The organism is Butyrivibrio sp. ob235, assembly GCF_900109475.1.
Classification (GTDB): Bacteria; Bacillota; Clostridia; order Lachnospirales; family Lachnospiraceae; genus Butyrivibrio.
Map to the genome: position 1 here is coordinate 363,967 of NZ_FOBE01000002.1, position 17,432 is coordinate 381,398.

Sequence of the window (17,432 nt, forward strand, 5' to 3'; positions counted from 1 at the left end):
TTTGAAGTTGATTAGAACAAATTTTATTCATGTAGAAAAATGAAGGCGGAAAGTAATTCAACTTTCTGCCTTTTCGCAATTTACATATTTTATTTAGTTTGTTACTCTTTTTAGTCTTATTTGGAGATTGTGAAAAGCAATATTTTCGCAATTAAGGGGAAAAAGAAAGTTTGTTACTCTGTTTATTATGAAAAAGGAGTAACAAACTTATTATTTATTATGGATTGCGAAAAAATGGCTTCTTTTTATAAGAAAAAGCGCTAAAAAAGAGTAACAAATAAAATAAAAAGCTGTATTTGCGAAGAATCTTACAGTAGCTTCGGCGCTTTATCCTGGATGCTTTCATCGTAATAGACCACGGAAGAATTCAGAATTTTGTAGATTGGCTTCCTTGCGTCAAAAGTCAGTTCGACAACTGCAATTCCGCAGTTGGGGAGAAGGCCGTCGCCCCAGAATTTTGCAAGATCGGATTCACCGCGGACATACATGAGTATGGCTTTACTGAGTGCCCCATGAGCACTTATGAGAACGGTACTATCACAAGAAGCAGAATCGCTTTCGGAAGCTGAAGTATTGTTAGCATTTGCACTCGAGTTGGCCATCGGCTCTATAACATTTATCATGAAATCCTTCGCACGAAGGCAGAGCTCACTCAGAAGCTCGGGATTAGCCGTTTTGTCTTCGGTATTATTAGAGTTCCTCCAGGCGAGAATTTCCTTCTCATATAAATCGGGTGCTGTCTTGAAATATCTGAAAGGACAGTGTTCATCTTCCGTCATCTCAAAAACACTTCCGCCATCCATGAAACCAAAGTGAAGCTCTTTCAATCTGTCATCGGTTGTAATATTGAACGTATTTTGACTTTCATTCAAGTGGCATTCACTGGAAGTAGTGCAGCTATCGCCATTACTTCCGCAAAGTTCCCGCAAAACAATCTCAGCCGTTTCATACGATCTCGAAAGAGGACTCGAATACACCTTATCAAAAGAAACGCCCGCAGCTTTTAGTCCTTTTCCGGTTTCCGTAGCCATCAATTTTCCGAGCTCGTCCAGCGGTATATCAGTCTGCCCCTGAATAAGTCTCTTATTATTCCATGCAGTTGTTCCGTGTCTTAAAATAAATATTTTCATTCTGAAATTCCTTAGTCACAATTAATTGAATTATTTCCTCTACCGTATTTTACGGACGATTGCATCCATAAGCAAGAATAGTTTCAATAAAAATCCCACAGCCCAACTATTTTCTGCTATCATAGACAGGTGGGCAATCTGCCCGGACAAAACACATGAGGGGAACTATACAAAAAAGGAGAGAAAGAGTATGAAAAAAGTAGTAGTAAAAGTTTTGTCACTTATGCTTGCGTTCATGATGGTATTTGGCGCAGTAGGAATGACAGCAAGCGCAGCAAACAAGGACAAGGCTGCGAAGAAGCTTTGCAAAGAGATCAACAAGGGTGGAAACAAGTGCAAGGGTATAACCGGTAACCTCAAGGTTACATATAAAAAAGAGGGCAGCAAATACAACTTCACAATTAAGCTGGATATGCCCTTGGATGCATGGATGTTTGATATGTCAGCAAAAATGCAGCCTAAGGAAATAGGACAGGCCAGAGATTCAGTAAAGAAGGTTTCAAAGACATTCAAGAAAAAGGCTAAGAAAGTCGGCATCAAGAAATCAAGCTGCACATACATAGTTTATGCCAACGGAACAAGAATTTGGGAGTTTAAGGACGGTAAAGTCGTTTACGATAGGTATCAATAAGTGTTTATTATTATTTAATAACATAAACACTCATAAAACCTTGATATAATCTGCATTTTTTAGTAGAATCCAAATGTAGTGCGTAGTAAACGATAAAAATTTATCATACTATAGTAAACACTAACAATAAGGAGGTACTTATGATTTACTCAACAGAGGTAAAAAATATGTGTCCCGTAACACAAGGGGTACATCATGGTGCTGCTCCCATTCCTGAAGAAGCAAAATGGGTTCAGTCCAAAGAGATTAAGGACATTTCCGGTTATACACATGGTATTGGCTGGTGTGCTCCTCAGCAGGGTGGCTGTAAGCTTTCCCTTAATGTTAAGGAAGGTGTCATCCAGGAGGCACTTGTAGAGACTATCGGATGTTCCGGTATGACTCACTCAGCAGCTATGGCAGCTGAAATTCTTCCCGGTCTTACAGTTCTTGAAGCGCTCAATACAGACCTTGTATGTGACGCTATCAACACAGCTATGAGAGAGCTGTTCCTTCAGATTGTTTATGGTAGAACACAGTCTGCATTCTCAGAGGATGGACTTCAGATTGGTGCCGGCCTTGAGGATCTTGGTAAGGGATCACGTTCAATGGTAGGTACTACATATGGTACACTTGACAAGGGACCTCGTTATCTTGAGCTTACAGATGGTTACATCACAGACCTTGCTCTTGATGAGAACGACGAGATCATTGGTTACAAGTATGTTAACTTTGGAAAGATGATGGACTTCATCAAGGCTGGTGACGATGCAAACACAGCTATTGAGAAGGCTAAGGGTCAGTATGGTCGTGTAGCAGACGCTGCAAGATTCATCGATCCCAGAAAACAGTGATAAAGGTAAGGAGGAAAAAATAATGGCTTTATTTGAATCATATGAAAGAAGAGAGCCCCAGATCCTGGCTTGCCTTAAGGAGTATGGCATCTCTTCTATTGAAGAATGTAAAGATATTACAATGGCAGCAGGCATTGATGTTTACAGCCTCATCGAAGGCATTCAGCCTATCTGCTTTGAGAACGCTAAGTGGGCTTACACAGTAGGTGCTGCTATCGCAATCAAGAAGAACTGCCGCAAGGCTGCTGATGCTGCTGCAGCAATCGGTATCGGCCTTCAGGCTTTCTGCATCCCCGGTTCTGTTGCTGACCGTCGAAAGGTTGGTCTTGGCCACGGTAACCTTGGTAAGATGCTTCTTGAAGAGGATACAGAGTGCTTCGCATTCCTTGCAGGTCACGAGTCATTCGCAGCTGCTGAGGGTGCTATCGGTATCGCAGAGAAGGCTAACAAGGTTCGTACAAAGCCTCTTCGCGTTATCCTTAATGGTCTTGGAAAAGACGCTGCACAGATCATTTCCCGTATCAACGGCTTTACATATGTAGAGACAAAGTACAACTACTTCACAGGTGAGGTAGAGGAAGTCTTCAGAAAGTGCTATTCAAAGGATGCAAATTCACCTCGTGCAAAGGTTAACTGCTACGGCGCTAACGATGTACAGGAAGGTGTTGCTATCATGTGGAAGGAGAACGTTGACGTATCTATCACAGGTAACTCAACCAATCCTACAAGATTCCAGCATCCCGTTGCAGGTACTTACAAGAAGGAGCGTACTGAGGCTGGTAAGAAGTACTTCTCAGTTGCTTCAGGTGGTGGTACCGGACGTACACTTCATCCCGATAACATGGCAGCAGGTCCTGCTTCCTACGGTATGACAGATACTATGGGTCGTATGCACTCTGACGCTCAGTTTGCAGGTTCTTCTTCCGTTCCCGCACACGTTGAGATGATGGGTCTTATCGGCGCTGGTAACAACCCGATGGTTGGTATGACTGTTTCTACAGCCGTTTCCATCGAGGAAGCTGCAAAGGCTGGAAAATTCTAAGATCCCGGTATCATAGAATAATTAAAACAAGAATAGAGGCTGTGAGAAGGCATTCCTTTTCACAGCTTCTTTTTTATAATCTTTTACAGAAATTTAAGTTTTAGATAATTCATACTTCACTGCTGCTCCTATACAATAGTATTGTGGGAAATAGGATTCAAATATCCACATGGCACTGCGATATTTCAGCAAAATATAAGGGTGAAGATATGGATTTTTCCGCATTAGTTAATTCATTAAATACAATAGCCTGCGTCCTGTCGGTGGAGAGACTCCCGGACGGAGAGATGGGTGAACTGCGCATTGTTGCGGCTAATGAAAAATATAAAAAAACTATGCCGCCCACCTATTATGACGGAATGATTTATACCGAGCTTTTCCCCAAGGAAAGAAAGTTCGAGCATTTTGTATCATCGGCTGCACTGCGCAATAAGCAGATCCATACCTATGTTGAGGCTAAGGCTATAGGAATGTGGATGGATCAGGTTTATATTCCGCTTGCCTCAGATCGTGACGATATCGGATATTGCATTTTTTCATATGAACTCACAAAGGAAGCGGATCCCGAGAGAATGGGCAATGTTACGATGGACACAGCAGCGTCTGTAATAAAAAGCTGTGCCACTTTCCGTACTTCGGACAATTTCATGGTGGCCGTGGATGAGGTTGTCCGGGAGATTTATGAAAAATGTGATGCGGACAGCGTGACTGTTCTCAGTATAGACGAGCTTACCCATGGACTTAAATATATCGGTGGTAAGACAAAAGATGTAGACGAAGCAGAACATGCGAAGAGGATTGAGAATATTCCGCCTGAGGTTGTTAAGACCTGGGATAAGACAATTGAGAAAAGTAATTGTGTTATTATAACCGATGAGGATGACATGAAAAGCCTGGAGGAAAGAAATCCGGAATGGGCACATTCGCTTAGAGATAATGGAGCAAAAAGCATCTGCTTTGTTCCACTTGTCCAGAATAAGATCACGATTGGATATCTTTACGTAATAAATTTTGATGTTTCGAGAACTATTGAGATTAAGGAACTTCTTGAGCATACTTCGTTTTTCCTGGCTGCGGAGCTTGCAAACCATAATCTTATGGAAAAGATGCGAGAACTCAGTAACATGGATTCACTGACCGGAGTTTTCAACAGAAATGCCATGAATATGAGGGTAGATGCCTTTGTATCAAAAATGGAACTTAGGCTCAGGCCTTACGGAGTGATTTTTATTGACCTGAATGGTCTTAAGTATGTAAACGATAAGTATGGCCACGAAGCAGGCGACCAGATGCTGTGGTCTGCGGCATCTATAATATCCTCCGTCTTTGATACGGATGAGATTTACAGAGCCGGTGGTGATGAGTTTACCATTATCAGCATAAATACCACAGAGGATGCATTTAACGAGAAAATAGATAAGCTTCGTGAAAAAACAACCTATCCTGCAGAGATTACAATGTCTATCGGTAGCCACTTTTCATCAAAAGGTGACGACATCCGTTTAGCCATGAGAAATGCAGATCTTGCCATGTATAAGGATAAAGAGGAATTCTACAAGGAGCACCCTGAACTCAAGAGCAGGAAAATATAAATAGTTGCGGTGTGCTTCAAAATATTGCCGAATATATGCGGCTACCTAGATTGGTCTATCTAGGCAGCCGCTTTTTGTGGTATAATTTATATGGTATGTTGTTTTGTTTAATATGGAGGAGTGTATGAAATTATCTAAGAGAATTTTTGCAGGTATACTTTCCGCAGCGCTTGTATTTACGGCAGTACCTGCTATGAACGCTAGTGCCGCGAAGATCAATTATTCGGGCATATATACAAAAGAAATATCTATTGAACAGCAGGATGAGTCCGAAGCTGTTTTCAATCCGCTGCTTGCCGAGGTATCTGACGGGGATGCGGAGAATGCTCAGTCTGAGAAAGTCCGTGTCATGCCGGGCATGAAATTTGCCATTGCAGCTACCAGATACGGAGCTATCATCAAGACTTCCAAGAACAAATCACAGTTCAAGTACAAAACATCAAATAAAAAGGTTGCAACCGTAACTACGAAGGGTGTTGTAACCACTCTTAAGAAGGGTAAGTGTGACATCACGGTTACCAATAAGAAGGATGGAGTGAAATTCGTTCTTCACCTTACCGTCGCAAAAAAAGTAAAAGTTAGCAGCGTTAAGCTGAATCTTAAGAGTAAAAAGTTTAAGACCAGAAACTATGAAGGAAAGACCTTCCAGCTTACTGCAAAGGTAAAACCTTCGAAGTATTCGAATGTACCTATTCTCTGGGGAAGCACAAACACAAATGTTGCTACGGTTGATGAGAGAGGACTTGTTACTTTGCAGGGATATGGCGACTGCCAGATCTATTGCAGGGCAGGCTCCAACAATAAGGCAGCAAGCTGCAAGGTTTTGGTTATCGATCCCGATGCACCCAAGGAAAACAATAATAATGGCAGCATCTGTTCACTTACATACAACACCGGTAAGCTTGTGGATATCTCAAGCCATAATACCGTTAATGACTGGAAGCAGCTTAAGAACAGCTGCGACGGAGTTATTATCCGTGTGGGTTATCGCGGATACGGCAGCGGTGCTCTTGTAGAGGATTCCAAGTTCAGAAGTAATGTTTATAACTGCCAGCAGTACGGAATTCCTTACTCTTTCTACTTCTTTACCACAGCTGTAAACGAAGCAGAGGGTGCGGAGGAAGCTAACTGGATTGCCAATACCATAAGCGGACTTAATACATCGATGCCTGTATTTATCGATGTTGAGAGCAGTGGCACAGGCTCCGGCAGATCGGATAATATGAGCGTTGCTCAGAGAACAGCCGCAGTAAAGGCTACGGTTTCTCAGCTTTATGCAAGAGGCATCACCGGTGGTGTTTATTCATCAACCTGGTGGTACAATAACAGACTTGATATGAGTCAGCTGCAGTACCCTCTCTGGGTAGCAGATTACCGCGGATATTGCGGATATGACCAGGGCAATAAATTTGCATGGCAGTTTACATCAAACGGTACAGGCTACGGCGTTGCAAACAGATGTGACGTATCGGAGTGGTATCAGTAAGTTACAAGGAGCATTACGATGTCAGACAATTTCATGGGAGATATTTACAACGACTTCTTCGGCCCGGGATCAGGCGGAGACGGAAAACCGCCGGTATTTGATGATCCGAAGAAGGAAGAGAGCATAAGAAGGAAGGTCAGCAGGGACTTTGAAAATCTGAAAAAAGGTGAAGAGAACATAGGTCCTAAGTACCCTGAGGAAAACAGCCCCGCTAAGCCTGAATCCGGAAATGCAGGCAGAAAAACCGAACATTATCAGGATGCCAACGAGGCACTTGAAGAGGCGAGAAAACTTTTCGAAAACAAGAACAAGCCCGTTCCTCCGGCACCTACAGCAGTGTCAACAGGAGATGCAGCACCTAAGCAGGAGCAAAAGCCAGAGGAACCTGAGACAGATCCGATGGAAGATCTGAATTCTCTGATAGGTCTTTCCTCCATCAAGCACGATGTTAAGGAACTTACCGATTTTGCCAAGGTTCAGAAGCTACGAAGAGACGAAGGTATGAAGTCCGTACCTGTATCACTTCACCTGGTATTTACAGGTAATCCCGGAACAGGTAAAACAACAGTTGCCCGCATTATTTCCAGGATTTACAAGCAGATTGGTGTTCTTTCCAAGGGACAGCTCGTCGAGGTTGACCGCTCCGGTCTAGTAGCAGGTTATGTCGGACAGACAGCTCTTAAGACTCAGGAGAAGATAAATCAGGCTCTCGGCGGAGTACTTTTCATAGATGAAGCTTATGCGCTTTCTCAGGAAAATGATGCCTTCGGTCAGGAGGCAATCGATACGATCCTCAAGGCTATGGAGGATCACAGAGATGATCTCGTTGTTATTGTTGCAGGTTACACGGAACCGATGGAGAACTTTATAAACTCCAATCCCGGCCTTAAGTCCCGCTTCAACAAGTATATTGAATTCCCGGATTACTCTGTGGATGAACTTGAAGAGATCTTCAACATGAACCTCAAGAAGTATGAATACGAGGTGGAAGAGGATGCCAAGAAGCACATACGTGAGATGATCAGTCAGAGAAAACTCACCCGTCTTGAGAATTTTGCTAATGCGCGTGAGGTTAGAAATCTTTTCGAGGAAATCGTGACCAACCAGGCCAGAAGAATCGCGAAGCTTGAAAATCCCACTCCAGAGGACATCAAGCTTATCACTTCTGAAGACCTCATTGATAAGAGTCTTCAGGAAGATAAGAATGATGATAAGAAATCAGAAGTTGAAGACCTTCTGGTTCAGGAAACCACCGACAGCACTGATGGTGGGACCGAGAAGGAAGACCATGAGAACAGTACAGATCTCGATGCGGCCTCCGAGAAGGAAACCGATGAGGAGAACGGTACCGTCGAAACCGATGCGGACAAACTTGAAGGGGACGCTCTTTAATAAGCGATCACTGATGATATTCGGTATCGCATCATAGGGGGCAACGCCCATGTCGGCATTCATGTAAAGAGATGCCGCAATTACAAAGCACAGTAGTGCCACTATAAATACAACAGCTCTGTAGGGCCATTCCCGGAATACAAATTCGGGGATGGTCTTTTTCCATATCCATCTGCAAAAATCAGAAATGTATCCGATGAATACCATGTTCGCGATGGTGCCGGGACCGATCTGGTGACGGTCAAACAGTACAACAAAAACGAAGAGTACCAAATTGAGCAGTACCTGCCAGGTTCCGAATAAAATTCCAAGACGACTTGAAATAGTAAGGTTCATGAAGGTGCAGGGATCGGTTCCAAGATTTACTTCAATCAAGAAGGACAGGAAAAAGCCCATAAAGAAAACACCAAGCGTCATTATGCCAAGTTTTTTTATTTTTTCTGAATCCATAAATAAATCTCCTATCAAAAATCGCAATCGTTCCTATTTTGCTTTATTTTTCATGGAATGTAAAGGAATACTTTAAATACTCTTAAAAAAACATAAAAACGCACTTTAAGCTTGATTTTCGTTGTAGAATAAAAATGATGTATAAGGGAGGATGCTATGAATATCTATCTGTGCAAGCCTGACGAAACACTTGAGCAGGCACTTGAAGCTGTTATGGAAAAAGATCCTGACGGAAGAAAATTTACCTGTGATGAAGAAAAGGACAGGTGCTATATCGGGGATGAGGCATTTGCCAATGCGCCTGTAATAGTAAATAAAAATAATCAGTACTATGCACTGAAGCAAGTATGATACCTTAGTGGGGAAATTATGCTAAAGAACGAAGAGATTGATCAGTTAACCGGACTTCCTAATCTTTATTCTTTCAGGAAAAATGCGCAGAATCTGATGGATAGCCGCGCGAAGACCGAGCGGGAATTTGCCATCATCTATTTTGATGTGCAGAATTTTAAGAGCTACAACTCGCGCTATGGCTTTGAGGCCGGTGACCGCTTTCTTCAGAATCTGGCAAAACATATTGAGAAGATTTTTCCGGAACTTATGGTGGCAAGATTTTCCGATGACCATTTCGTTGCACTTGCATATTTTTCAGGAATAGAGGCGAGAATTGAAGACCTCCGAAGAAGAGTTATAAGCTACAATCCCGATGCGGGAGTTGATCTCCATGCTGGTATTTATGAGCTTGAACCCGATGATACGGACATCAGTATGGCCTGCGACAAGGCGAGAATTGCCTGCAACAGTATAAAAGCCAATTACGACAATATCTACAGATACTATGACAGAGAGCTGGGCAACCAGCTCGATCTGGCACATTACATAATTCACAATATAAGCGATGCGGTTCTGAACGGATATATTCAGGTTTACTATCAGCCCGTGGTAAGGGTTATCTCGGGAAGAGTATGCGGTTTTGAAGCGCTCGCACGATGGGTGGATCCTAAACACGGATTCCTTATGCCCGGAGTTTTCATACCTATTCTCGAGGATGCACACCTTATCTACAAGCTCGATGCCTATGTGATAAGGCAGGTCTGCGAGGATATCAGGGAATACATGGATCATGGCTATAAACCCCAGCCTGTGTCCATCAATCTTTCCCGCACCGATTTTCATCAAAAGGATATGTACCGCGTTGTTAACGATGCGGTCAGCGTAAATAAAATACCCAAGAACCTCATACATATTGAGGTTACCGAGAGTGCCCTTGACGACAACCAGGACGTACTGAAGGGAACAATAGATAAATTCAGGAGAGGTGGCTACCAGGTTTGGATGGACGACTTCGGAAGCGGCTATTCATCACTGAATCTTCTAAAGGACTATGAATTTGACGTCCTCAAATTCGACATGAAGTTTTTGCAGAACTTTGGATCCAATCCAAAGGAGACCGCTATCTGGGAAAATGTCATCAACATGGCAGAAGAGATAGGAATCCAGACCCTTGCAGAGGGTGTGGAAACCATGGAAGCATGGGATTTCCTAAAGAGAGTCGGCTGTGAAAAGGCTCAGGGCTATTTCTTCGGAAGACCTATGTCCAAATCCGAATGCATTGATTATCTCGATGAAGCCAAGGGTAACGAAAGGCCTTCAAAAACCGCAATGGAAGAGGATGAGAGTGCGCTCTCACACAACAAGAATATTATTGAACTCAAAAATGAGGAGCCCGAAGAGGATGAAATAGACAGGATCGGAACAATTGAGGATGAGCAGTTTATGGCGCAGTCCCCGGTGTACCTCACTCTGGCAGCAAGAGGGTTTGTGTCGCTGCTTGAGTACAATTCCTATTCCCAGTTCCAGAAGCATTCATTTTTCATAGTTGCGAATCTGTCTGAGGATAAGCTGGTTAGACTCCACCTTAGCAGTAAGCGCAAGATACTTGATAAGGAATATCACAGGCAGGAATCCTACCAGGAGATGATAGATGACATAGTCGAGAATACGGTTATCGACGAGGAAAAGAGAAACGTTGAGGAATTTTTCAGCAAGGACAGACTGATTCTTGCTTATCACAGCGGAATTAATTTTGATGAGATTGAATTTCACAGGATAGTTGATAAAAAGATGGCTCCGAGATGGACGCATACCATCTATCAGATAATAGAGGAAGAGGGAAGCATCGTTGCGTATTTCCTGTCTTTCGATATCGATGAGTATAAGAGATCTAAAGATCTAGTGAGACAGATGGCCGAGCGTGATTCACTTACCGGGCTTTACAACAGACATACCGCTGTTCCGCTTATCAGAAACAGGCTTTACAGGCATCACGGCGGGAAGTCGGTGCTGATAATGGTCGATGTGGATAATTTCAGAGATATAAACGATAGGTTTGGAAGTTTTGCGGGCGATGAGGTTTTGAGAAGAATTTCCGCAAGGCTGGATGACTTCTTTGGAAGAGATGGCATTGTGTGCCATATAGATCAGGATGAGTTCCTGATTTTCCTTGAAAATATTCAGCCGGTGAACATAGAAGACAGAATCGTGGATCTTTGTGACAACATTTTCAGTTTAAGATACCATGATGACAAAATTACGTTCACAGTCTCTGCGGGCTATGTCATTCATCCCGATCAGGGCAGAGGATACCATGATCTGTACCGCAAGGCAGACATGGCGCTTTGCATGGCGAAAAATGCAGGAAAGGGAACAGCAGTCAGATATTCCGAACAGTGACCGTCTTAAGAGGATACTGTAATTATGCGTAAACGTGACCGCAATTTTTATATCAGGCATATTGTTCTGATAGTTCTGTTTGCTTTTGCAACAGTAATCACAATTAAAAACAACTTGCATATTGATAACGGTGATGAGCTTTCGGGATTACAGTTCTTTAGCGTGTACCTGTTTAAATTTTCACCGCTTCTTATTTTTGCGGGGCTTGAGGGTGTTACTCCCGCTGTTTTTTCATGCTTTATTCTGTTTGGCGTAAAAACTGCAGTCAACAAGGAACTCGCCTTTGTTACCGGTATTTATCTTGTGGGTGCGGCAACCACTCAATACTTTTCAATGAGCGGAATGTTTGAAAAAAAGCGCAAAGCTTTATTGGCAATGCTTTTTTACATGTTCTTCTACGGGAGCGTGTGGGGAGGCTGCCTTGGAATTCTGGCAGGGAGACGCTTTATCGAGTTTATGCCGACCAGAAATATTTGGTTTTTCCTGAATGAGTTCCCGGAAGCTTTTATTACTGTGGCAATTTTGTATCTGATTCTCGGAAAAGGTTCCAACAAATTAAAGGCGCTGTTTTTCAGCGGAGTTTATTACAGAAGTGATGTGGATGAGCTTTCCAGAAAAATGGCTGATATCAGAAAGTCAAAGCTCAGCAGATCGGTATCCCTGATTATTTCAATACAGGCGGTAGCGCTGGGAATTGCGGCTGCAATATATGCCAATACGCTTATTCCCAATATGAAGCAGTCATTTGAGTCCGGTATTATTAAGCAGGTTGATCAAATTTCGCAGTCTATCGACTGGAGTAAAATGACCAACATAATCCATCTCGAGCAGGTTGTCAGTCAGATAGAGAGTGTAAAGCAGACAGGATACCTGCGGCTAACACTCAATAATGACACTCTCATTTTTGATACAAAGCTGATACTTCTGATACTTATAGTCATTATTCCTATGGCGGTTATTGCCAATCAGTATGCGCAGTTTCGAATAACGAGGCCAATAATGATGCTTGCGGATTCCGTGCAGTCCTTCTATGACCTTGGCGCGAAAGGACTCGACGAAAACCTACGAAGACTGCAGAATTTGAACATACACACGGATGATGAGATTGAGTACATGTACTCGACTTTCACCAAGACTGCAGAGACCATGGTCAGCTATATCAAGATGATTCAGGCGCAGCGGTCACTTGCTGATGAACTGCGTGCTCAGCAGATGGCGAATGAGGCGAAGAACAATTTCCTTTCAAGTATGTCGCATGAGATCAGAACGCCCATAAATGCTATGCTCGGCTTTAATGAGATGATACTCAGGGAGAGTAAGGACGCTGAGATACTAAAGTATGCTTCGAATGTAAACAGTTCGGGTAAGCTGCTGCTCGGACTTGTAAATGACATTCTCGATTTTTCCAGAATTGAAGCAGGAAAGACGGAGATAATACCTGTTGAGTACGACCTCAGCTCGCTTATCAACGATCTCGTAAATACCGCACACATGAGGGCACAGGGGAAGGCGCTTGAACTTAAGACCAATATTTCAACGGATATCCCCTGCATCCTTTTCGGAGATGAGATCAGGATTAAACAGTGTGCAATGAATGTGATAACCAATGCCATAAAATATACAAATGAAGGCAGCGTTACCATAAGTGTCGATTACACCAAGATAGATGGTGATAACATATCTCTGAGATTCAGAGTGAAGGATACCGGAATCGGAATCCGCAAAGAGGATATGGACAAACTCTTTTCGCCCTTTGAACGTATTGAAGAGAGTAGAAACAGGACCATCGAGGGAACCGGCCTTGGAATGAATATAGTAAAGCAGCTCCTGTCTCTCATGGATTCAAGACTTCTTGTCAGCAGTGAATACGGAAAAGGCAGTGAGTTCTCTTTTTCCATAAAACAGAAGGTGCTCAACTGGAATCCTATCGGCGACTTTGCAGCGACCTATGAGGAGACGCTGCTCGGACAGGATACCTACCACGAGAGCTTCCATGCACCTGAGGCGAAGATTCTGGTTGTCGATGATACGATTGCAAACCTTACGGTTATACAGGGCTTATTAAAACAGACCCAGGTTCAGGTAGACGTTGCCGAGAGCGGTTTCGAGGCTCTTGAGAAGGTCTGCGAGAACAAGTACAACATTATTTTCATGGACCACAGAATGCCCAAGATGGACGGTGTCGAAACCTACAGGGCGATGAAGGAACTGGATGAAAACCTGAATAAGGATGTTCCCGTATTTGCGCTTACTGCAAACGTGATAAGCGGCGCAAGGGAAATGTATATGAAGGAAGGCTTTGCAGGCTATATCCCGAAGCCTGTTGATTCAGGAAGGCTTGAGGATGCGATATTGAAAGCTCTTCCTGAAGAACTGATAATCAGACCTGATGATGAAGAATTTAATTCCGTGATAGAGGCTGAGGAGATAGGAGCGGAGGATCTTGAGGCCATCGGAATTATGACCAATATCAAGGGCATAGACTACGAGACCGGTGCAAAGAACTGCGGCGGGCCCTCCGCACTCAGGAAGGTTGCCACAAACTTTGCTCTTGCTATAGAGAATAACTCAAAATCCATCGAGGATGCCTGGCACTTCGATGATTTGGATAATTACACGACCTATGTGCACGGGTTGAAGAGTTCGGCCAGGGTCATAGGTGCTATCGAGCTTTCAAACCTCGCCGCTTATCTGGAGCAGTGCGGAAATAAGAAAGACAAGGATGAGATAGAGAGAAGAACTCCCGAGCTTTTGGCGAATTACAGGGAGTACATCGATTTCCTGAAGCCGCTTATTGATGAAGCTACCGCGGAAACCGAGGAAGACCTGAACAAACCTCTGATAGAACCGGAGGAATTAAAGGGAGCTCTTCGCAGTCTCAAGGAATTTGTGGAAGGCAGCTATTTTGACAGTGCAGACGATGTCGTCTCCATGATGGACGACTACCGCATGCCCGATGATTTCAAGGGGACTTACAAGGAAATCAAAAGACTGCTCGCTGCTGTTGATAGGGATGGACTTTTGAAGATTTTATGATTGAACTATGAACCTTCCCCTTGGGGAGGGAGAAAATAAAAGCCGTCTCCCTTGGGGGAGAGGGAAAAATAAAAGCCTTCCCCCTTGGGGGAGAGGGAAAAATAAAAGCCTTCCCCCTTGGGGGAAGGTGTCAGCGAAGCTGACGGATGAGGGGAAAATATGGACAAAAGAGTACTTCTTATTGGAGCATCCAAAAGTTTTATGGTAAATGCTATTGCGAAGGGGCTGGAGAAAGACGGATTTGAGATAGTTCACTGCGAGTTTACCAAGGCCGCACTTACAGCGGTTGAGGATAAACCCCAGCTTTATGTGCTTTACCTGGGAGACATCGATACTTCCAATCCGGAGAAAAACGGTATAGAACCGCTGAAGTATCTCGATGAAGCAATAGACAGAGAGAGGTTCTTTCTCTATGAGGTCGGGAACACTGACGAGCTGAATTATGCTTCCAAGTTCCTGTCCAATATAAAGGTCACTGAAACTTTCCTCAGGCCGCTTGATGTGCAGCAACTCTCGGATCAGCTCATGTCAGCTGTTCAGAGCAACGAGATATCCGAGGATCAGAAAAAGAAGATTCTTGTTGTGGACGACGATGGAACAATGCTCAGAATGATCAAGACCTGGTTGTCTGTGAAGTACAGAGTTTACATGGCAAGCTCCGGAAAGATCGCGCTGAACTTCCTCCAGAGCAATGAGGTTGATCTCGTGCTTCTTGACTACATGATGCCGCAAATGGACGGCCCACAGGTTCTTCAGGAGATAAGAAAAAGCGACAGCCTGAAGGCCCTTCCTGTTATGTTCCTTACTTCCAAGAGCGACAAGGAGAGTGTTGTCAGCGTGGCCGCCCTTCGCCCTGAAAAATACCTGCTTAAGACAATGCCTAAGGCGAAGCTCATAAAGAGTATTGATGAATTCTTCTTCGGTCCGGAGAAGCAGTGATGGCTGAGAGAAAGATAGAGATTTTGATTACGAAGAATAGTGCAAACTTATGAAAAATAGTGCAAGCTTACGAAAAATAGTTCAAGCTTTTTGCGGGCGGAGGCTGTGGCCTCCGCCTGTTTATGCTGTTGGTACTTTGTTATGGGTACTGTTTATGCTGTTGGTACTTTGTTGCGCTAAGGTTTTGTGGGTACAACAAAAGTGACGTTGTTGTTTTGATTTGTTGTTTGGATTCGCTTGGATTTCTTATTGGGACAACAAATATGGGTGTATCTGTCTATTATGTTGTTTGGAAAAATCGCAGGTGCAATAAATGTAGGCTTATCCTTCAAGTTTGTTGTTCGGTATATTGGTGCAAACAACAAATAGAGGAGCTGCTATTCAATTTGTTGTTTCGGAAAATAGCAAGTGCAACAAATTCGGGGATATCCATCTGGTTTGTTGTTTGGCATTTTTGCCTGTACAACAAACCGTTGAAGTACCATTTGATTTGTTGCATTACTTCTTTTTTCCAAAATGCTTATCAAGAAAATCCTCAATGTTTTGCGTGTTAAGAGGCATCTTTTGAGTCTCCATTGTTATGAGCAGTTCTTCACCAAGGTATATTCCGGTTTTTTCATAATCTCTAAGCTTGCTAAGATTCCTGGAAATATAATCCGGGTCATCAACTTTGCCTAGATGTTCAAGCAGTACAACTTTTCTGGTATGAGTATTAAGTATTGTAAAATCAGGATGTCTGATTTCTCCATTATAAAGCGTTACAGGGCATTCATATTTGTATGGAATGGATCTGGAAAACAGGGCGTTTGCTATCATTTCTTCTGCTTTTGACCTCACCCTCTCGCCTCTGGCCGTGATATGAATTGGAACACCCTCGTCCATTTCTTTGGGTTTATATTCGATATTCTGCCAATATATTGCATATTCTTCATCTGTCATCTCGGCTATATCCATTTTTGCCTTGATTTCCCATGGGAATGATTTTGCGATCCCTGCTGTGTTGCTAGTGTAATTATTTAGAAAATATCGTAATAGCTTTAACTCTTTTTCGGCAGATGAGATGTATTTTACGTCATACCTTTTCTGGGCTAGTTCAAGAATAGTTTTGGGTTTATCTTTGTGAATATATTCACCGTTAGGCTCCCCTTTGTTACGCTTGTAATATTGATAACTATTACGATTTCTGATGATTTTGAGATCACCTTCAGGGTATTTATTCAAACGTTTCTTTCGCTTTTCAATTTCTTGTGTTAGATTTTTTTCTCTTTCTATTATCAAATCGTAAATATTATTTGTGTTTATTTGCATATAATTAGTCCTCAATTCTTTTCGTTTTTATCCTCATTATTCACAGTAGCGGGGTTACATGTTTTGGAGTTCAAACTATCTGGCCATATATTTTGAGTCCAAATTTGTAAAAAGTATTGTGAAAATAGCATGCTGAACGCATACCAATCGCTCGAAGAACAACAAGATTATATTTTACTCATAAACATAACGGTGTCAAGCATAAATATGAATACATGTGATTTCAGCGGCGAAAAATACGGTTAAGCGTATTTATTTACACTTGATTTATGAGGAGCTTTACAGAGGATCTACGGGGATTGACAGAAATCTACGGGAGATTAACAGAAATCTACGGAGATTAACAGAGATCTACGGGGATTAACAGAGATCTACGGGGATTAACAGAGATCTACGGGGATTGACAGGATTCTTAGGAGGGGAATGAACTCCGAGAAAATATAGATACAACAAAAGATGGATATCATTACGGATTTATTGTAAGAAATGCCTGGGGATACAATAAATACTAGTACATATGACATAATTGTTGTACTGGAAAAATAAAGAAACAATAAATAAGGAGATATTTGTTGGATTTGTTGTTTGAACAAAATATCAATGCAACAAAACCAAGCAGTACAGCTTGATTTGTTGTTTGGAAAAAAACTAGACACAACAAACCAAACAGATGAAAACTGATTTGTTGTTTGCAAAAATATGAGACACAATAAATCAGATAGATGTAGTTAAATTTGTTGTATGGAGATATATTCGGAACAACAAATCAGACGTCCGGAATCTGATTTGTTGTGAGGCTGGTTTTTTAAGTGCCTAAAGTGGAGCTATAGTCGAATCCACGTTTAAACAGCCCCGTCTCC

The 17,432-nt window shown here is 42.6% G+C and carries 12 protein-coding genes and 1 pseudogene; 10 read left to right on the top strand and 3 right to left on the bottom strand.

The window, feature by feature from the left end; genetic code table 11:
• Positions 1 to 308: 308 nt before the first annotated feature.
• A complete protein-coding gene (locus BMW61_RS04035; RefSeq protein ID WP_091819941.1) occupies positions 309 to 1,130 on the bottom strand; it encodes a histidine phosphatase family protein in 822 nt (273 codons plus the stop codon).
• Positions 1,131 to 1,320: 190 nt separating this feature from the next.
• Here BMW61_RS04035 and BMW61_RS04040 point away from each other — a divergent pair, with 190 nt between their 5' ends.
• The 6 genes and pseudogenes from BMW61_RS04040 to BMW61_RS23030 form a co-directional block, all read left to right on the top strand.
• A complete protein-coding gene (locus tag BMW61_RS04040; RefSeq protein WP_026499551.1) occupies positions 1,321 to 1,761 on the top strand; it encodes a hypothetical protein in 441 nt (146 codons plus the stop codon).
• 140 nt (positions 1,762 to 1,901) lie between these two features.
• On the top strand, positions 1,902 to 2,594 hold the full coding sequence (locus BMW61_RS04045; RefSeq protein ID WP_022763478.1) for an iron-sulfur cluster assembly scaffold protein: 693 nt from the start codon (positions 1,902 to 1,904) through the stop codon (positions 2,592 to 2,594).
• Between the two features lie 22 nt (positions 2,595 to 2,616).
• Positions 2,617 to 3,636, top strand: a complete 1,020-nt coding sequence (locus BMW61_RS04050) for a GGGtGRT protein (protein WP_022763477.1) — start codon at positions 2,617 to 2,619, stop codon at positions 3,634 to 3,636.
• A 209-nt stretch (positions 3,637 to 3,845) separates the two neighbouring features.
• The gene (locus BMW61_RS04055; protein ID WP_091819943.1) at positions 3,846 to 5,228 is read left to right on the top strand and encodes a sensor domain-containing diguanylate cyclase; all 1,383 of its coding nucleotides are present in this window, start codon (positions 3,846 to 3,848) and stop codon (positions 5,226 to 5,228) included.
• 124 nt (positions 5,229 to 5,352) lie between these two features.
• Positions 5,353 to 6,714 carry a GH25 family lysozyme gene (locus tag BMW61_RS04060; RefSeq protein WP_175475094.1) on the top strand — a complete coding sequence of 454 codons (1,362 nt, stop codon included), beginning with the start codon at positions 5,353 to 5,355 and terminating at the stop codon, positions 6,712 to 6,714.
• Between the two features lie 501 nt (positions 6,715 to 7,215).
• Positions 7,216 to 7,878 (top strand): annotated as a pseudogene (locus tag BMW61_RS23030) (AAA family ATPase); the annotation flags it as partial.
• A 54-nt stretch (positions 7,879 to 7,932) separates the two neighbouring features.
• On the opposite strand, the gene BMW61_RS23035 reads toward BMW61_RS23030, so the two are convergent.
• Entirely contained in the window at positions 7,933 to 8,556 is a 624-nt protein-coding gene (locus tag BMW61_RS23035) for a YczE/YyaS/YitT family protein (protein ID WP_442857292.1), read from the bottom strand.
• Positions 8,557 to 8,712: 156 nt separating this feature from the next.
• On the opposite strand from BMW61_RS23035, the gene BMW61_RS04075 reads away from it, so the two are divergent.
• From BMW61_RS04075 to BMW61_RS04090, 4 genes are all read left to right on the top strand, one after another.
• Complete coding sequence (locus BMW61_RS04075) at positions 8,713 to 8,907, top strand: hypothetical protein (protein WP_026499555.1); 195 nt, start codon at positions 8,713 to 8,715, stop codon at positions 8,905 to 8,907.
• A gap of 18 nt (positions 8,908 to 8,925) precedes the next feature.
• The gene (locus BMW61_RS04080; RefSeq protein WP_091819949.1) at positions 8,926 to 11,289 is read left to right on the top strand and encodes an EAL domain-containing protein; all 2,364 of its coding nucleotides are present in this window, start codon (positions 8,926 to 8,928) and stop codon (positions 11,287 to 11,289) included.
• Positions 11,290 to 11,313: 24 nt separating this feature from the next.
• Entirely contained in the window at positions 11,314 to 14,325 is a 3,012-nt protein-coding gene (locus tag BMW61_RS04085; RefSeq protein WP_091819951.1) for an ATP-binding protein, read from the top strand.
• Positions 14,326 to 14,484: 159 nt separating this feature from the next.
• Positions 14,485 to 15,264, top strand: coding sequence for a response regulator (locus tag BMW61_RS04090; RefSeq protein WP_091819952.1), 780 nt, complete (start codon positions 14,485 to 14,487; stop codon positions 15,262 to 15,264).
• Positions 15,265 to 15,762: 498 nt separating this feature from the next.
• Here the strand turns inward: BMW61_RS04090 and BMW61_RS04095 are convergent, their stop codons facing one another.
• The gene (locus BMW61_RS04095) at positions 15,763 to 16,572 is read right to left on the bottom strand and encodes a hypothetical protein (RefSeq protein WP_091819954.1); all 810 of its coding nucleotides are present in this window, start codon (positions 16,570 to 16,572) and stop codon (positions 15,763 to 15,765) included.
• Between the last annotated feature and the right edge of the window lie 860 nt (positions 16,573 to 17,432).

Bases quoted from the DNA above. Each gene is read 5' to 3' on its own strand.
- BMW61_RS04035 (WP_091819941.1), bottom strand. From the start codon at position 1,130: ATGAAAATATTTATTTTAAGACACGGAACAACTGCATGGAATAATAAG.
- BMW61_RS04040 (WP_026499551.1), top strand. From the start codon at position 1,321: ATGAAAAAAGTAGTAGTAAAAGTTTTGTCACTTATGCTTGCGTTCATG.
- BMW61_RS04045 (WP_022763478.1), top strand. From the start codon at position 1,902: ATGATTTACTCAACAGAGGTAAAAAATATGTGTCCCGTAACACAAGGG.
- BMW61_RS04050 (WP_022763477.1), top strand. From the start codon at position 2,617: ATGGCTTTATTTGAATCATATGAAAGAAGAGAGCCCCAGATCCTGGCT.
- BMW61_RS04055 (WP_091819943.1), top strand. From the start codon at position 3,846: ATGGATTTTTCCGCATTAGTTAATTCATTAAATACAATAGCCTGCGTC.
- BMW61_RS04060 (WP_175475094.1), top strand. From the start codon at position 5,353: ATGAAATTATCTAAGAGAATTTTTGCAGGTATACTTTCCGCAGCGCTT.
- BMW61_RS23035 (WP_442857292.1), bottom strand. From the start codon at position 8,556: ATGGATTCAGAAAAAATAAAAAAACTTGGCATAATGACGCTTGGTGTT.
- BMW61_RS04075 (WP_026499555.1), top strand. From the start codon at position 8,713: ATGAATATCTATCTGTGCAAGCCTGACGAAACACTTGAGCAGGCACTT.
- BMW61_RS04080 (WP_091819949.1), top strand. From the start codon at position 8,926: ATGCTAAAGAACGAAGAGATTGATCAGTTAACCGGACTTCCTAATCTT.
- BMW61_RS04085 (WP_091819951.1), top strand. From the start codon at position 11,314: ATGCGTAAACGTGACCGCAATTTTTATATCAGGCATATTGTTCTGATA.
- BMW61_RS04090 (WP_091819952.1), top strand. From the start codon at position 14,485: ATGGACAAAAGAGTACTTCTTATTGGAGCATCCAAAAGTTTTATGGTA.
- BMW61_RS04095 (WP_091819954.1), bottom strand. From the start codon at position 16,572: ATGCAAATAAACACAAATAATATTTACGATTTGATAATAGAAAGAGAA.